Source organism: Mesorhizobium sp. WSM1386, from assembly GCF_055901595.1.
In genome coordinates this window covers 6348502-6364151 of sequence record NZ_CM148373.1, presented here as the reverse complement: position 1 = coordinate 6364151, position 15650 = coordinate 6348502, and the positions used below count along the sequence as shown (strand labels likewise).

The following is a 15650-nucleotide window of genomic DNA, read 5'->3' as shown; positions in this document are numbered from 1 at the left end:
CCGGCGAGATAAATTTGTAAGGAGATTCAAGAGGGGAAATGAGGAGTATCAAGCCGTTTCCCGATCGTTTGTCAATGCCGCTCGAATTTTCCCCAAAAGTGCCGAAGTAAAATCCCCCAGTTTCGCCGCTCAGGCTGTCGCGGAAGGGTGTCCATTTTTCGGCGGCCTGCCGCGCGGTCGTGACGGTGCGTTGAGCGTCGGCGGCGTGATGGAGGCTTTTGATCGCAGGTGTTCGGGCATGAGCTCGGCGTGTTGGCGGAGCCGATAGCTCGATCCTTCGATCTGGACGACGACGGCATGATGAAGCAGGCGATCGAGAAGTGCGGTTGCGACGACAGGATCGCCGAAGACCTCGCCCCATTCGGCGAAGCCGCGGTTTGAAGTGAGAATCATGGCGCCCTTCTCATAGCGGGCGTTGACGAGCTGGAAGAACAGATTGCCGCCACCGTGGATGACGGGCAGGTAGCCGATCTCGTCGACCACGAGCAGAGCAGGCCGGCAGAAGAAGCGGATGCGTTCCTGCAGGCGGCCTTCGCGTTCGGCCCTTGCCAGTGAGGCGATGAGTTCGGCGAGCGTGCAGAAATAGACGCTCTTTCCAGCCTTCACAGCCTCGACGGCAAGTGCGATGGCCAGATGGCTCTTGCCTGTGCCGGGTGAGCCGAGGAAGTGGACGACCTCGCAGCGGGCGACGAAGCCGAGTTGGGCGAGCGTGAAGGTTCGATCTCGGTCAAGCGAGGGCTGGAAAGAGAAGTCGAAGCCGGCGAGCGTCTTGATCGTGGCCAGACGCCCCATGCGCAGTGCCGTCTTGATCCGGCTGTTCTCGCGCAGGGTCAACTCTTCCGAAAGGAGGATGTCCATGGCTTCGAGGGCAGCGATCTCGCCTTGCTCGAGCCGGCGCACGATATGATCGAGCGCTTCGAGCGCTCGTGGCATCTTGAGGCCGACGAGGTCGTGGCGGATCCGGTCGATTGTGGATGGCGTGGTATCGAGCGCATTCGTCATGGACGCTGCTCCTTCGCCATCACCCGGGCGACGGCATCGTAGAAGGCCAACGGGCGCTGAGCGACCCTGTCGCCTGAGCCATGAAGGATGACCTCGTCGTTCCTCAGTCTTTGTCGGCGCTTGTGGACGTGGATGTTGCGATGCCCGGGCTCGACATGACGCTGATGCCGACCTTCTAGAATGGGATGAGTGGCAATCAGCGCTCCGTCTTCGAAGATGCGAACCTCTTCGGCCAGAGTGTGCACCTCGACGACACGGCGCCTGGTGGCGTCGGGCACGCTGTAGAAATTGCCGCCAACGCTAACCATGTCCTCCCGGCTGATGCGTCGCTCGAGCTTCAGGACCGATCGGAATGGAGCCAAAGGCAGCGGCCGCAGCGCTGTCCGCTCCTCGACGAAAGCTTCGTTGACGACACGCTTTGTGGTGGCGTGAACTCTCGGGTTTCCGACCGTGTCCAGCCAGTGACGCAACTGCGCATTCAAGTCTTCGAGGTTGCGAAAGGACCGGGCCAGGAAGAAGTCCTCGCGAATGTAGCGGAACGGTCGCTCGACCTTGCCTTTTGTTTTGGCGCGGTAAGGCCGGCAGGCCTTGGGATGGAAACCATAGTGGCGGGCAAGATCGACGAGGGCACGGTTGTAGACGATGCCGCCGGTATCGCCTTCGCCGATCACAGCCGTCTTCATACGATCGTAAAGCACTTCGCGAGGAGCGCCGCCCAGCGCCTCGAAAGCCCCAGCATGGCAGCGCAAGACAGTCGGCAGATCCTGGTGGACGACGAAGCGTGCCCAGATAAGGCGACTGAAGCCAAGCACCATGGAGAATAGCCAGACAATTCTCGGCGTGGTCGGCTCATCGGTAAAGACGACATTGAACTGGGCGAAGTCGACCTGCGCCTGCTCGCCGGGCGGGGTCTCGAAGCGAACCTCGTATCCACGCTCCGCCGCGGCAGGACGGACGTCGCGCAGGAAGTCAGTGACGGCCGTGTAGCCGCCGCCATAGCCGAGGTCCTTCAGTTCCCGGAAAAGCCGGCTGCCGGTGAGCCCGGGATATCGCGTGACGCGTTCGCGAAGATAGGCCGTGAAGGGATCGATCACCGCCTGACGCGGCTTGCGCGGTCCGTAGGCCGGAGCCTCGAGCCCGCGCTCAATGTATTTGCGCACCGTCTTGCGGTCGATCCCGCTCTCCCTGGCGATCGCCGACACCGACAGGGCCTGCCGATGCAAATCCAGTATCATCATCATCTCCCCGATCTTGATCACCGAAATCCCTCTCCCGACCATCAGGAGAAGCATCAACGATTACGCGCCGCCGGTCTCCCGGAGCGCGCTCCGGAAGACCGGCGGCAGCGCTATACTGGGGAAGATTCAAACGGCACTTCTGGGGAGTATTGAGCCGGCATCGACATCGTTGAAGTGGCTTCATATATCTTTACACATCGCGAGCCGTCGGCAGTGTAGAAGTGGTTCCTAACGACGACGACCCGCGCCACCTAAAAGTAGCTGGGGTGCGACGGCCAAAGCGTCTTGACCGTTGTGCTCATCAGGCAAGCGCGTGTGATGGAGCACGTGTGATGCATGCACTCGAATAGGCAGACGGGCACAATCGACGTTTGGGTTTTCCGGCATGCACAGCTGACGATCCCGACGTTGTACATGCACGAACTGCTTAGTCCAACTGAGTGGGAACGGGCAGAAAAAATTCGTCACATGGATTTGCGGCTTTCATATCTTCAGGCAAAGAGCGCTTTTCGATTTATCCTTGCTGGGCACTTGCATGTTCCACCGAGAGATCTCCAAATGACAGTTTCGCGCTTCGGCAAGCCCCAATTGCCGGCACACGGTATTGAAGTGAGCCAGTCTCACAGCCACGATTGGTCCGCCGTCGCCGTATCAGCCTCGGGCTTGGTCGGGATAGACATTGAGCGTTGGCGTCCCCTGGCAAATTGCCGCCAGCTGGCTTGCCGCATTATGACCGCCGAAGAGGCCAAGGGTTTTGAAGACACGCCGAGCGAGTTGACTGTGCGAAAGTTCCTGGAGCTCTGGACCAGAAAAGAGGCCGTACTGAAATGCGCGGGCCTTGGTCTCCGCCTAGACCCGCAGGGCCTTCATACGGGCTGGGATGAGCCGGCCGTGCAGTTTGGTGGTCTGCATTATTATCTGCATGCGCTCCCAATCCGCGGGCAGTTAATAGGGCATGTAGCATCGCATCATCCCAAAAAGATCATCATGCGCACTCTGCCATCGCAATTGGATGTCCAACTTGGACAGCCAGATACCACATATATTTACAGTTTCACCGCAAAATCTGAGATCAGGCACAGCCAAAAGCCGAAATCGGAAGCCGGCCTGGTAACCCCAGTATCCTCGGTCCGGTCCGAAAGGACAGCCTCCCGGAAGCTCACACCTAGCAACGCCTTTAACTACAGTCCCACCTGGAGCATCGACGGACTCATCAATGAGTACATGCAGCCCTGCGAGGCCGTCGTCAACGGCAAACTCGTCGAAGTGCCAGCACTGGAGGAGCGCGAAGAATTTTCGCTCGACGGCATTATCTATGAGTAAGCGCGACTTTCTACGTACCTTTTGCTGTTGAGTGCTCTGATGCATGAGAAGCTATGCGGGAAAGCGGCGGAGCATGCTGCGCGCGATCACGGCCACTATGAGCAATCAGTGACGCGAAACACCTTCGCAAGCAGTGAGCGCGATGTCGAGGTTTGTATCTAACCTCGGGTTGCTGAAAATGATCGAAATTTAACTTTGGGAGCATAGGATGGTCGGGAACACGTTGAACTGCAGTAGTGATCTGACTATTGAAAAACATATAAACTCAGAACTGCCTAAGGTTGTGGCTGTCGTCGGATGTGGGTTGATTGGAAGTAGTTGGGCTGCTCTATTCGCTGCTTACGGCTTAAAGGTGAGAGTTTGGGATGCGGATCCCTCAAACTACGAGAGTTCGTCACAACGAGTGAAGCAGGCGCTTGAGCAAATTTCACGGGGGCGCCATCGCTTCTCAATCGACGCAGCGTCCGAGCGCATATCTTATTTATCGACCTTGGAGGAAGCTCTCGCGGAGGTTGAATATGTACAGGAAGCAGTCTCAGACCGCATCGACGTAAAGCTGCAAATTTTTGAGCGTCTCGATAATCTTTGCGATTTGCATACGGTGCTGGCAAGCTCAACCTCTTCGGCGCCTGCCTCAGAGTTTGCGAGTAATCTTAAAGGTAGAGCTCGATGCTTGGTTGCACATCCAGCCAATCCCCCGCATTTGCTCCCAATCGTTGAGATTGTGCCTGCTACGTTCACGGCAGAAGGGACGATGATTCGTACGCAGCGGCTGATGCGCTCCCTGGAGCAGAACCCTGTCATTCTGAAGAAGGAGGTTGTCGGCTTCGTTATGAACCGCTTACAAACTGCGCTTGTGAACGAAGCAATTAGTTTGGTCGATCAGGACGTTATTGATCCAGACGGCCTTGATTTGATCGTTTCGCACTCCCTGGGAAGGCGTTGGGCCTTCATGGGCCCATTTGAGACTATGGATCTAAACGCCGCGGCTGGTTTTCTCGACTACGCTCTCAAGTACAGAGTAAACTACGAACGCCGTGGCGCATTGCTCAATGTGGATAAGAAGTGGTCTGATGACACACTGCGTAGGATTGAGGCTTCTCGACGCAAGATCGTGCCGACTAATGAGCTTGTCTCTCGTCAATTGTGGCGCGATGAGAATCTTGTGGCGCTTCTATCTTTAGAGCCCGCATCAGAGGACATCTCGCGGTGACCAGCTAGCCTGAATATCTCAGTGCGCCCCGACGGCGCGTATCACCAGTGGAGGGAGGTTCCACCCAGATAGTTGTCGATAGGTCTGGTAGCTGACGAGCGGTTCGGTCGGGTAACTGGCCGGGTCGAAGCCTCGTGACAAAGGCCGCCTTGGGCGGTTGAGCAATCCAGTGGGCCGTAACGCGAGTAAAGCCTGAGCAGGCCTCGAAAGTGATGATGCGGATGCCGACCCGCCTGAGATTCGGGGAAGGCAGCATGAGCGGGGAAGCAATCGACATGTGCACCCGTTCGATCCGCCGGGGTATTGGGCACGGCACGTTGGAAGGGTGATGCGGGTAACGGGGGAGACCCGCTTGGCATGAGGGTAGCGGCCTCAACGCAGCCAAGGGCGGCGGTGCCGGCGGGAGTCGGACAGGGTCATAATACCGCTGAAGCCGGGTAATGCCGGTGGAGGGAAGGGCCCTGACTTCTGGTGTGCTTTCGAAGTTGGTGAGGAGGGGGTGATTGGCGATGAGCCTGGAAACACCCGAAAAGATCAGGAACCTGCAGAGGAAGCTGTATCGTAAGGCGAAGGCGGAGCCCGCTTTCCGCTTCTACGTGCTCTACGACAAGATCTGCCGTGAGGACATGCTGCGCCATGCCTATGCGCTGCCCCGCGCCAATGCGGGTTCGCCGGGCGTGGACGGGGTGACCTTTGCGCGGATTGAGGCGGACGGTGTGGAGAAGTGGCTGGCGGGCCTGCGCGAGGAACTCGTCTCGAAGAGCTACCGGCCACAGCCTGTGCGACGGGTGATGATCCCGAAGCCGGGGGGCGGCGAGCGCCCGCTCGGTATCCCGACCATTCGGGACCGGGTGGCCCAGACCGCTGCCAAGCTGGTGCTGGAACCGATATTCGAGGCGGACTTCGAGGACAGTGCCTATGGCTATCGGCCCAGACGCAGTGGGACCGACGCAATCAAGGAAGTGCACCGGCTTATCTGCCGGGGCTACACGGACGTGGTAGACGCTGATTTGTCGAAATACTTCGACACGATCCCGCATTCGGACCTCCTCAAATCGGTGGCCCGACGCATTGTCGACCGGCACGTGCTGCAGCTGATCAAGCTGTGGCTGAAGGCGCCGATCGAAGAGCGGGACGGCGACGGGAAACGGCGCATGAGCGGTGGCAAGAGCAGCACGCGCGGCACGCCTCAGGGTGGGGTCGCAAGCCCGCTGCTCTCGGTCATCTACATGAACCGGTTCCTGAAACATTGGCGACTCACCGGACGCGGCGAGGCGTTGCGTGCGCATGTCATCTCCTATGCCGATGACTTCGTCATCCTCAGCCGCGGGCACGCGGACGAGGCGCTGGCGTGGACACGCTCGGTGATGACGAAACTTGGGCTGACGCTCAACGAGGCGAAGACCTCGCTGAAGGATGCCCGCACGGAGCACTTCGACTTCCTCGGTTACGCGTTTGGTCCTCACCGCTACCGGAAAGACGGCCACTGGTACTTGGGTGCGAGCCCGTCCAAGAAGAGCGTGCAACGGATCAAGACTAAGATCGGCGATCTCCTGGTGAGAGGCAACAAAGAACCGTGGTCCGAGGTGCGCGGCCGGCTAAACAGACTTCTGCGCGGCTGGTCCGGTTACTTCGGCTACGGAACACGTTTGCCGGCCTATCGGGCGGTCGACAATCACGTCTACGACCGGGTACGCACATTCCTGTGCAAACGGCACAAGGTGCACGGACGCGGCACGCAGCGGTTCTCCGACGAACAGGTCTTCGGGGACCTCGGCGTGCTGCGTCTTCGACGCGTGCACATTGGACCGCCGCCGCCGTGGGCCTCGCGATGAAGCCAGTCGGAAAGCCGGATGCGAGAAATCCGCATGTCCGGTTTGATGAGCGGGGAAGGGAAACGGAGCGACGCCAACATGGGCTGAGCCACCGCGCCCTTCCTCGACTCTACAAATAAGGGGTGCATCGGCTCTGCGAATCTGTAAAACTGCTTTTGCAACAAACGCTTAACGGAACAGCATGTAACCGGGGCAAAACCGGCGGCGTTTGTTGGGGTTCAGCGACCGGCGAGGAGAACGGGAAGCGGCAGGATCTTGCTGCCAGGGATGCCGAGGCGGTCGCCGAGATAATCCCAGAAGCTGACACCGAGCTTGTTGCAGGTCTTCATCATGCTGAGCATGGTGTCGCGGGCGGCACGGCCCTGGTCGCTGTGGGTTCCGCCGCTGATCTTGCGCCGGGTCACCACGCTGCGGATATCGTTCTCTGAGCCGTTGGTGTGGAGCGGAATGTCCGGGCGTTGGAGGATCTTCAGGAAGCTTTGGCGGTCGGTCCGGATGCGCGCGAGTAGACGGTCGAGGGTCACGAACCTGGTCTTCATGCCGACGATCCGGTCGAACCGCCGGGCCAGTTCCCTGGCTCTTCGGGGCGTGGGGCTCAGACACCATGGCCTGCTGCCGGTTTTTCGGACACGAAGTTAAGCTAACATAGCTTGTTCCTCAAACTCCACGGGGCTCAGATAGCCCAGTGTCGAGTGCCGTCGCCGGGGGTTGTAGAAGCGCTCGATGTAATCGAACACATCTGCCCTGGCGTCACCCCTCGTCCTGTAGACCTTGCGGGCCGTGCGCTCGGTCTTGAGCGACGAGAAGAAGCTCTCCATTGCTGCATTGTCCCAGACATTGCCCGACCGACTCATCGAACATGTAATGCCGTGGTCGGTCATCAGGCGCTGGAACTGCTCGCTCGTGTATTGCGATCCCTGGTCGGAATGATGCAGCAGGCTGTCGGGCTTGCCTCGGCGCCAGATCGCCATGATGAGGGCGTCGGTGACGAGCTGGGCCGTCATCTCGGCCTTCATCGCCCAGCCGACGACCCGCCGGGAGAACAGGTCGATCACGGCGGCAACGTAAAGCCAACCTTCCGCGGTCCAGATGTAGGTGAAGTCGGCGATCCATTTCTGGTTCGGTGCCGAGGACTCGAAGGCGCGGTCGAGGATGTTGTCCGACACTGCCGCTCGCTCGCCGGTGTCCTTCGGCAGCCCACGACGCCGCGGCCGGGCACGCAGCCCGTTCTCCCGCATCAGCCGCTCGACACGATGCAGGCCGCAGGAAAGACCCTCGGCCAGCACGTCATGCCTACGCGACGAGAACCATAGGTGCGGTCGCTGCTCTTGAAGCTGCGGTCGATCCTGGACACGAGGATCTCGTCAAGCCGGGAGCGAGCGCTGGGGCTGCGGTTGAGCCAGGCATGGAAGCCTGAGCGGGACACATCCAGCGCACTGCACAGCCATGCCACCGGCCAGACGTTCCGGTGCCTCGCGATGAAAGCGAACCTCATGTCACTTCCCTCGCGAAGTAGGCTGCGGCCTTTTTTAGGATGTCGCGCTCCGCCTTCAGCTTCGCCACTTCCTTGCGCAGCCGGTCGATCTCCTGCTGCTCTGGCTTCATCTGCCCATGACCGGGAAATGCATGCTGCGGATCGGTCGACAGCTCGCGCACCCATTTGCGCAGCACATTCTCGTGGAGATCGAGGTCGCGGGCAGCCTGGGCCACCGCAACGCCCCGATCCTTGATCAATCTCACCGCCTCAAGCTTGAACTCGCGGCTAAACTTCCTTCTTTGCATTCCCACTCTCCAGTTCCGTCAAACACCTTATCTCGGTGTCCACGAAACCGGCAGCAGGCCATCTCATGCGTCTGCAACAGATAGGCCCGGACGATGAAGGCCCTGGAGTAGCTTAGCTTGTATGTGCCACCTGCAGCTTGGTGCGTTCGTTGCCGATGATTGCCCAATCCTCGGACCAGTCGAACTGAAATGCTTCACCCGGATTGAACGAAAGCGGCACGAATGTCCCGCGCCCTGTCGTCTGTAATTCCCTTTGCAAATCCGCCTTCCACTCCCGAGCGAAAGCCGCCATACGACCGTAAGATCCCTCATAGCCAAGGCCCAGCAGATCGGCATGCAACTGCTTCACCGTGCGTTTCTGTTTGCGCTTCTTTTTGGCTTCCGTCCTCAGCCATGCCGACAAACGGTCGGCAAAAGGGTCAACCTTGCTCGGTCGTTCCGGAACCTTGAACTTCGGCTCCACCCCGCCCACCCGCAGGTATTTGCGCACCGTATTCCGCGACAGGCCGGTCCTGCGGCTGATCTCGCGGATCGATAGATGCTCTCGAAAATACCAGCGTCGGATCACGCTCAGTAATGCCATGTCGATCACTCCGTAGCCCCCGCTGGAAAAAGCGCCCCTTGGGGTGGACACTGATCAGGCTGCGTTTTGACCGGCCTGCCGGATATGCTGATCCTCAAATTGCTGCGGGCTGAGATATCCCAGCGCCGAGTGGAGCCTTCGCTTATTGTAGACTTCCTCGATGAAGCGAGGAAGCTGCCCGGTGACGTCCTCGAGGGTTTCGAACGCCATTGGATAGACCGCCTCGACCTTGAGCGTTTTCATAAAGCTCTCAGCCTTGGCGTTGGATAAAGCCGTCAACTGCAGCCCGTATGGGGACGACCGGCCTCACGGTCCGCATTACTCACCCATTCCACCCGCTTAAAGGCCAGACCTTCGACATGATCAGCCGTAGCCCGCATTGGGGCGACGACCGGGTGATCTACCGGGCGGCGGACGGGACCTTGCCCACGATTGCCGCCGCAATGACGGACATGGAGCAGCCTGACGCATTCCGGCGCGTCGCGGCCGGGCGCGCGGCGTTCCGGACGGTCTGCTCACGCTGCTGGATCGGGTCTCAGCGCCGGTGGAGGCGGAGGATGCGTAAGGTTAAATACGCCTCTGGTGTAAGGCAAATTACGCCGCAACGCCTGCTCGGATACCGCAGCTATGCCCAGCATTGCAGGATTTGTCTCGGGCATCGTGAAGTGACCTTGTTTGACGTCTCATCATGTAAGGCGTATTTATATTTACGAATCAATTTGGATGATGGTCATGGCGAAGCCAAAGCCAAGACGACGCGACCCAAAGGCCGAGGCCTTGGCCCGCGACGGCGCACTCAACCCCCACCCCGAGGCCGTGCGCGACACGCTGTTTGCCGGCAATCCCTTCTTCGATGCCAGGGACCTTGTGCAGGTCCGCTACGAGATGGTGCGCCGCCATCAGGCCGATCGCGTGCCGATCAGCGACGTCGCCAGCGCCTTCGGGGTCTCGCGGCCGACCTTCTACAAAGCTCAGAGCGCCTTGGCCGACCAGGGCCTCGCCGGGCTGGTGCCCCAGCAACGGGGTCCAAAGGGCGGACACAAGATCTCTGCCGAGGTCCTCGCTTACCTCGACCAAATCAGGACGACGCGGCCCGACCTCACCGTGCCGCAATTTGTAGACGCTATCGCCACACGCTTTGGCGTCAGGGTGCACCGGCGAAGTCTGGAGCGGGCCATGGCGCCCAAAAAAAAACGACTCGATCTGCCTTAACCGTCCGCGCGACCAGCCTCGTCGGCACATACGAACAACTGCGCGCCGCGGTGCTCAGCGCCCGGCTGATCACCGGATCAGGACTCGTAACCCTGCACCGTCAAGGCATGGTCGCCTGGATCAAGGCCGCAACGACAACACCCAACTTTACGCCGCCTTGCCCGGTACATCGCCCCCCGTCGGCAGGCGCGATCGCCACCAGCGAGCTCACCCTCATCCTTGCCAGCCTTGTTGTCACGCTAACCGCGGATAAAGCACATGCCTGACCTCGAAGTCACCGACGATCACCTCCGGCGCGACGCCTACCTCTACATCCGTCAGTCTACGCTGCGACAGGTCGCCGAGAACGGCGAGAGCACGCAGCGACAGTATGGGCTGCGTGATCGCGCCATTGCCGCCGGTTGGCCGGCCGAACGCGTCCACGTGATCGACTGCGACCTGGGCAAATCGGGATCCAGCGCCGTTGCCCGCGACGGCTTCCAGGAACTGGTCAGCGAAGTAGCCCTCGCCAAGGCCGGCGTCGTCATGGGGCTGGAGGTCTCGCGCCTGGCCCGCAACTCCGCCGACTGGCACCGGCTGCTTGAGCTGTGCGCCCTGACCAGCACCCTCATCCTCGATGAGGATGGCGTCTACGACCCGGCCAGCTTCAACGACAGACTTCTTTTGGGTTTGAAAGGAACGATGTCGGAAGCGGAGTTGCACTTCCTCAAGGCGCGCATGCGCGGCGGCCAACTCAACAAGGCAAGCCGCGGCGATCTGAAGATAGGGCCGCCCGTGGGCTTGGTCTACTTGCCCGATGGCACCCTCGCCCTCGACCCGGACGCCGAGGTGCAGGCCGCGCTCCGCATGGTGTTCACGACCTTCGAGCGCCTGGGCAGCGCAACCAGAACCGTCAAGTTCTTCCTCGACGAAGGCATCCTGTTCCCGCGACGACTGCGCAAGGGACCGCACAAAGGCGAACTCATGTGGGCGCCGCCACGGCACGCCCGCAGCCTCCAGGTCCTGCATAATCCGAGATATGCCGGCGCCTTCGTCTACGGTCGAACACGTGGACGGCCCCGGCCGGGCGGCGGCGTCTCGCAGATCAAGGTTGGTATGGCTGACTGGCGGTTCGTCATGCCCGACCTGCATCCGGGCTATATCGACTGGGAGCGCTTCAAGGCCAACCAGGAGCGTCTCGCCACCAATGCACAAGCCTATGGAATGCAGCGCCGCGCCGGGCCGGTCCGCGAAGGATCCGCCTTGCTCCAGGGCAGAGTTCTCTGCGGCCTTTGCGGCGGGCGCATGGGCGTCCATTACAGCCAGGAGCACGGTCAGCCTGTCCCGACCTATATCTGCCAGGAGACCGCCACCCGCCGTGGCGGCAAGGTCTGCCAGTCCGTTCCCGGCAAAGTCGTCGACCCGGCGGTGGGTGCATTGCTTGTCGAGCTGATGACGCCGATGACCCTTGAGGTCACCCTGGCGGTGCAGCGCGAGCTTGAGGCACGCGCCGCCGAGATGGACACGTTGCGCCGACAACACATCGAGCGGACGCGTCATGACGCCGAGCTCGCCCGGCGCCGCTACATGAAGGTCGATCCCGACAATCGCCTCGTTGCCGACACTCTCGAGGCCGAGTGGAACGAGAAGCTGCGGCTTCACACCGACGTCGTCGATGACTATGAACGCCGCGCGCCTGAGGAAGCCGCTGCCCTCGATGCCGAGACGCAGCAACGCGTCCGCGATCTTGCCGAGCAGTTCCCGCGGATCTGGAGCGATGCCCGCATCGACGTCCGCGAGCGCAAGCGCATCCTGCGGCTGCTGGTCGCCGACGTCACCCTGGTCAAGGCCGAGATGATTACCGCAAACGTGCGACTATCCGGCGGGGCGACCCGCACCTTGACGCTGGAGCGGCCTTTGCCGATCGCCCAGATCCGCAAGTTCAAGCCTGAGCTCGTCGCCGAGGTCGACCGCTTGCTCGACCGTCATTGCGATCGCGAGATCGCCGATATCTTCAATGAACGTGGCCTGCGAACCTAGGAAGGCAAGCCGTTCAATCTCAAGAAGATCGCCTTCATCCGGGCAGCCTACAACCTGCCCAGCCGTCGCCAGCGCCTGCGGGATTGTGGTCTGCTCACCACCCAGGAAGTGGCCGAACACTTCGCCATCGCCGAGACCACGGTGCATCAATGGGGGCGCCAGGGGCTCATCACCAAAGTCTGCAGCGACAATCTCAACCGTGGTCTGTGGGACATTCCTCACGACCTCGAGATCATCAAAGGCCGCCCGGGCCGAAACGCCGTTCCCGCCCGCCGTGCCTCAATTACCGTGCCATCAACCGAACAGGACTCATTATGAAACATTCGCCTTGTCGTAGGGATTGCCCTTTCGCCCCATTGATCCGATTAGATCAGTAGCGGCCAGGACCTGTCGACAAGCCTCCGCTACGTATTGCGACCCTCGATCGGAATGGTGGATGGAGCCTGGCGGCGGCTGTCTGCGAGCGATCGCCGCATTGAGAGCCGCCACCGTGAGGCGGGCATCGATGGATCGACCGATGGCGTATCCCACGACGAGGCGCGACCAAGCGTCGAGAATGATGGCGACATAAATGAAGCGCGACGGTAGCGCCACATAGGTGATGTCGCCGACCCACAGTTGGTTTGGCCGGTCGGCACGAAGTCTCGGGCCAGATTCGGATAGATCCCGCCAGCCGTGACCACTGTCCGTCGTTGCGATGAAGCGTCGCCGTATCTTCGGCTGCAGGTCATGATCGCGCATCAGGCGCCGGATCTTCTTGTGATTGACGACAAGGCCCTGCTGCCGCATCGCGGCGCCGACACGACGGTAGCCATAGCTTTCGAAGTCGTTGCAAACTTCGAACATGGCTTCGACAATCGCAGTGTCGTCAACGGGGTGCTCGGGCTGGTCATAATAGGTTGAACGCGCCATCTCCATCAGATCGCATCCTTGCGCGACGGCGATGCCACAGGGCCGGTGATAGCGGACGTAGTCGCGCTTCTCTGCAGCGGTGCGCTTTTCAGAGCCCCCTTTATAAACTCCAATTCCAGAGCCTGCTTACCGACGAGCCGTTCGAGCGCGGCGATGCGGGCCTGATATTCCTGGATCAGGTCGGCTGCCTGCGCGTCATCGTCGAACGCGCCTTCCTCGAATTTTCTGACCCAGCCCGGATCAGCTGACGCTGGATGTCGTGGCGCTTGGCAAGCCCGTGCAACGTTTCGCCGCCAAGATATTCCTGAGCGACCTGACGTATTAAATTCGATGCTGTGAGTTCGGTATCTTGGCATGGCTTTCTATCCGAAAACCCGGCCGCCTAGGTCAATCCTGAAAGCTCAATCTGTCCACCCCAAGGGGCGCACTCCAGTTGCCGGGTCAGTTCTCAGTGGCAATCAACAGACGGCATCAAAATCTCCATGTTGCGCGTGGTCCATTGATGCCAAAGTTGCTGACCCAGGGGCTATTCTTCAGTGCCGAAAAACCGGCCGGTTTTGATTGGAACCGTTGCCGGCTTCAAATCGGAATGCCGGCCGGCTTCATGTTGGAATCCGCAAGTGTGGTCTAATCTAATGTCGCTATGCCCCTCGCCAGCATAACGCGTAGCAGATTCTCATAACTCAACAGCGGTGGCGCTGTTCCGGAATTCGGTCTTACTGTCTGGCGTCAGCAACACAGGGCTAATTTTATGCCAACCCCGCCATTCGGCACTCGTAAGATCGTAATCACCTGCGCGGTCACCGGCGGATCAAAATACAACCTTGATCACCCGAGTTTTCCTATTACCCGGAAGGAAATGTCAGACTCAGCTGTTGAAACCGCACGCGCTGGCGCAGTGATAGTCCATGTTCATGTGCGAAATCCCTCGACCGCCGCCTCTTACGATGTTGATCTGTTCAAGGAAGTTTCTGATAGGATTCACCAGTCGTCAGACGATGTCACTTCAAACCTCACCTACGGCGGAAGGTTTGACAAAGAACCTGGCTCGCGGACTTGGTCCGTTCAACATCCGCTGCAACACGATCTCGCCAGGGTCGATCGACAACGAGCGCGGGCGACTGCGCACGCAAAAGCGAGCCCAGAGCCAGGGTATCACACACGAGGAGGCGTTGCAGCGGCGCCTCTCCTTTATCTCTATGGGGACAAAGATAGATCCGACCGAAATCGGCGCGATGGCTTTCTTTCTGTCCTCGAGGGAAGCCAAACACATCACAGGGCAATGCATAAGCACGTCTGTGGCGACGTCGAGTGGGAAGACTAAAATGAGCAACAAGACCATCGTAACATGTGCTGTGACGGGTGCTGGCGCATACAACGAAAAAATGAAGGCCGTGCCTATCACTCCCGAGCAGATCGCCGACGAGTGCATCTCAGCAGTGAACGCGGGCGCAGCGATTTGCCATATCCATGTCCGAGACCCTAAGACGGGTGCGCCGAGCATGTCACTTGAGGCCTACAGGGAGGTAGTGGAGCGTATAAGGGCGTCCGCGACCGATGTCGTGATCAACCTCACCACCGGCGCTGGCGCACGATATATTCCAGACCAAGAAGAGCCACTTCGGCCGGCGGCCGGTTCTACCCTTTCAACGCCCGAAGTCCGGGCGCGTCAGGTCGTCGCCCTTCAGCCCGAGATTTGCAGTCTGGACATTGGCACCATGAATTTCGGGACGCACGCCGTTCTCAATACGCCCGACCATACGGCGGCTATCGCGAGAGCGGCACAGCAGGCTGGCACCACTTGCGAGATCGAAGTGTTCGACGTTGGCCACATCTACGCCGCGCGCAAAATGCTCTATGAGGGGACGATTAAGAAGCCGCCCTTTTTTCAGATCTGCTTAGGAATTGATGGAGGTGCACCGGCGACTCCGGAAGTCTTGCTCGCTATGCGGGGGCACTTGCCGCACGAAGCAAATTGGGGCGCATTCGGCATTTCCAGGGCCGAATTTCCCATGGTTGCTCAGACCGTTTTGTTAGGGGGTCATGTTCGGGTTGGTCTTGAAGACAATCTCTACCTCTCTCAGGGAAATTTGGCTCCCAACAATGCGGCTCTTGTAGAGCGAGCGGTGACGATCGTGAGGATTCTTGGTGGAGAAACGGCGTCTCCTGCCGAGGCGCGCGAAATCCTTGGTCTTAAGAGCCAATCGAATTTCAAGAGAGAACCGCATGTTAGCCCGTGACACCGGGGGAACATTCACCGACCTCGTGCTCGCATCAGATGGCGTTTGGCCCCCTGCACAACACGTCCGCAGCAAGGCCAGACATCTAAATGAAATCTCTCCAGTCGGGCAGATAACGGTTAAAACCCAACAATCTAACTTTTCACGAACTGCCGCAGGTGGCGGATACGGAGACCCGCTTGAGCGAGACTGCGATCAGGTAGCTCGGGACCTCTCTAGCGGACTACTTACATTAAAGCGTGCCGAAGCAATATACGGCGTTGTCGAGCGGGACAGCGTCTTGGACACACT

11 protein-coding genes and 8 pseudogenes are annotated in these 15650 nt (G+C 59.9%); 11 read left to right on the top strand and 8 right to left on the bottom strand.

Features of this window, described 5'->3' with window-relative positions; all coding sequences use genetic code 11:
* Positions 1-129 precede the first annotated feature (129 nt).
* Positions 130-1002 carry an IS21-like element helper ATPase IstB gene (istB, locus tag AC0NIH_RS31070; protein WP_473469501.1) on the bottom strand — a complete coding sequence of 291 codons (873 nt, stop codon included), beginning with the start codon at positions 1000-1002 and terminating at the stop codon, positions 130-132.
* Positions 999-2261 (bottom strand): IS21 family transposase, encoded by a 1263-nt coding sequence (gene istA / locus AC0NIH_RS31065; RefSeq protein ID WP_473469499.1) that lies wholly within the window; start codon positions 2259-2261, stop codon positions 999-1001. Before istA ends, istB begins: the two co-directional genes overlap by 4 nt.
* A 315-nt stretch (positions 2262-2576) precedes the next feature.
* Between istA and AC0NIH_RS31060 the strand changes: the two are divergent.
* The 4 genes and pseudogenes from AC0NIH_RS31060 to ltrA all read left to right on the top strand — a co-directional run.
* Positions 2577-3050, top strand: a pseudogene (locus tag AC0NIH_RS31060) (4'-phosphopantetheinyl transferase family protein); the annotation flags it as partial.
* 354 nt (positions 3051-3404) lie between these two features.
* Positions 3405-3560 (top strand): annotated as a pseudogene (locus AC0NIH_RS31055) (saccharopine dehydrogenase family protein); the annotation flags it as partial.
* A 211-nt stretch (positions 3561-3771) separates the two neighbouring features.
* A complete protein-coding gene (locus tag AC0NIH_RS31050; protein WP_473469876.1) occupies positions 3772-4776 on the top strand; it encodes a 3-hydroxyacyl-CoA dehydrogenase in 1005 nt (334 codons plus the stop codon).
* Between the two features lie 509 nt (positions 4777-5285).
* Entirely contained in the window at positions 5286-6611 is a 1326-nt protein-coding gene (gene ltrA, locus AC0NIH_RS31045; RefSeq protein ID WP_473469823.1) for a group II intron reverse transcriptase/maturase, read from the top strand.
* Positions 6612-6829: 218 nt separating this feature from the next.
* Here the strand turns inward: ltrA and AC0NIH_RS31040 are convergent, their stop codons facing one another.
* The 4 genes and pseudogenes from AC0NIH_RS31040 to AC0NIH_RS31025 form a co-directional block, all read right to left on the bottom strand.
* A complete protein-coding gene (locus tag AC0NIH_RS31040) occupies positions 6830-7150 on the bottom strand; it encodes an IS66 family transposase (protein WP_473469821.1) in 321 nt (106 codons plus the stop codon).
* A 96-nt stretch (positions 7151-7246) separates the two neighbouring features.
* Positions 7247-8393 (bottom strand): annotated as a pseudogene (locus AC0NIH_RS31035) (IS3 family transposase).
* A 59-nt stretch (positions 8394-8452) separates the two neighbouring features.
* Positions 8453-8976 (bottom strand): annotated as a pseudogene (locus tag AC0NIH_RS31030) (IS21 family transposase); the annotation flags it as partial.
* 54 nt (positions 8977-9030) lie between these two features.
* Positions 9031-9240: pseudogene (locus AC0NIH_RS31025) on the bottom strand (integrase core domain-containing protein); the annotation flags it as partial.
* Between the two features lie 26 nt (positions 9241-9266).
* Between AC0NIH_RS31025 and AC0NIH_RS31020 the strand changes: the two are divergent.
* From AC0NIH_RS31020 to AC0NIH_RS31005, 4 genes and pseudogenes are all read left to right on the top strand, one after another.
* Positions 9267-9425 (top strand): annotated as a pseudogene (locus tag AC0NIH_RS31020) (DUF5372 family protein); the annotation flags it as partial.
* 283 nt (positions 9426-9708) lie between these two features.
* Positions 9709-10188 carry a helix-turn-helix domain-containing protein gene (locus AC0NIH_RS31015; protein ID WP_473469684.1) on the top strand — a complete coding sequence of 160 codons (480 nt, stop codon included), beginning with the start codon at positions 9709-9711 and terminating at the stop codon, positions 10186-10188.
* 258 nt (positions 10189-10446) lie between these two features.
* A complete protein-coding gene (locus AC0NIH_RS31010; RefSeq protein ID WP_473469682.1) occupies positions 10447-12207 on the top strand; it encodes a recombinase family protein in 1761 nt (586 codons plus the stop codon).
* A gap of 108 nt (positions 12208-12315) precedes the next feature.
* The gene (locus AC0NIH_RS31005) at positions 12316-12525 is read left to right on the top strand and encodes a hypothetical protein (RefSeq protein ID WP_473469680.1); all 210 of its coding nucleotides are present in this window, start codon (positions 12316-12318) and stop codon (positions 12523-12525) included.
* Here the strand turns inward: AC0NIH_RS31005 and AC0NIH_RS31000 are convergent.
* Complete coding sequence (locus AC0NIH_RS31000; protein WP_473469679.1) at positions 12520-13125, bottom strand: IS3 family transposase; 606 nt, start codon at positions 13123-13125, stop codon at positions 12520-12522. The genes AC0NIH_RS31005 and AC0NIH_RS31000 overlap by 6 nt on opposite strands.
* Complete coding sequence (locus AC0NIH_RS30995; protein ID WP_473469677.1) at positions 13125-13475, bottom strand: transposase; 351 nt, start codon at positions 13473-13475, stop codon at positions 13125-13127. The genes AC0NIH_RS31000 and AC0NIH_RS30995 overlap by 1 nt, the downstream gene beginning before the upstream one ends.
* Before the next feature lie 395 nt (positions 13476-13870).
* On the opposite strand from AC0NIH_RS30995, the pseudogene AC0NIH_RS30990 reads away from it, so the two are divergent.
* From AC0NIH_RS30990 to AC0NIH_RS30980, 3 genes and pseudogenes are all read left to right on the top strand, one after another.
* Positions 13871-14161 (top strand): annotated as a pseudogene (locus AC0NIH_RS30990) (3-keto-5-aminohexanoate cleavage protein); the annotation flags it as partial.
* Positions 14067-14348: pseudogene (locus tag AC0NIH_RS30985) on the top strand (SDR family oxidoreductase); the annotation flags it as partial. The pseudogenes AC0NIH_RS30990 and AC0NIH_RS30985, both read left to right, overlap by 95 nt.
* Positions 14349-14444: 96 nt before the next feature.
* On the top strand, positions 14445-15359 hold the full coding sequence (locus AC0NIH_RS30980; RefSeq protein ID WP_473469686.1) for a beta-keto acid cleavage family enzyme: 915 nt from the start codon (positions 14445-14447) through the stop codon (positions 15357-15359).
* The last annotated feature ends 291 nt before the right edge of the window (positions 15360-15650 follow it).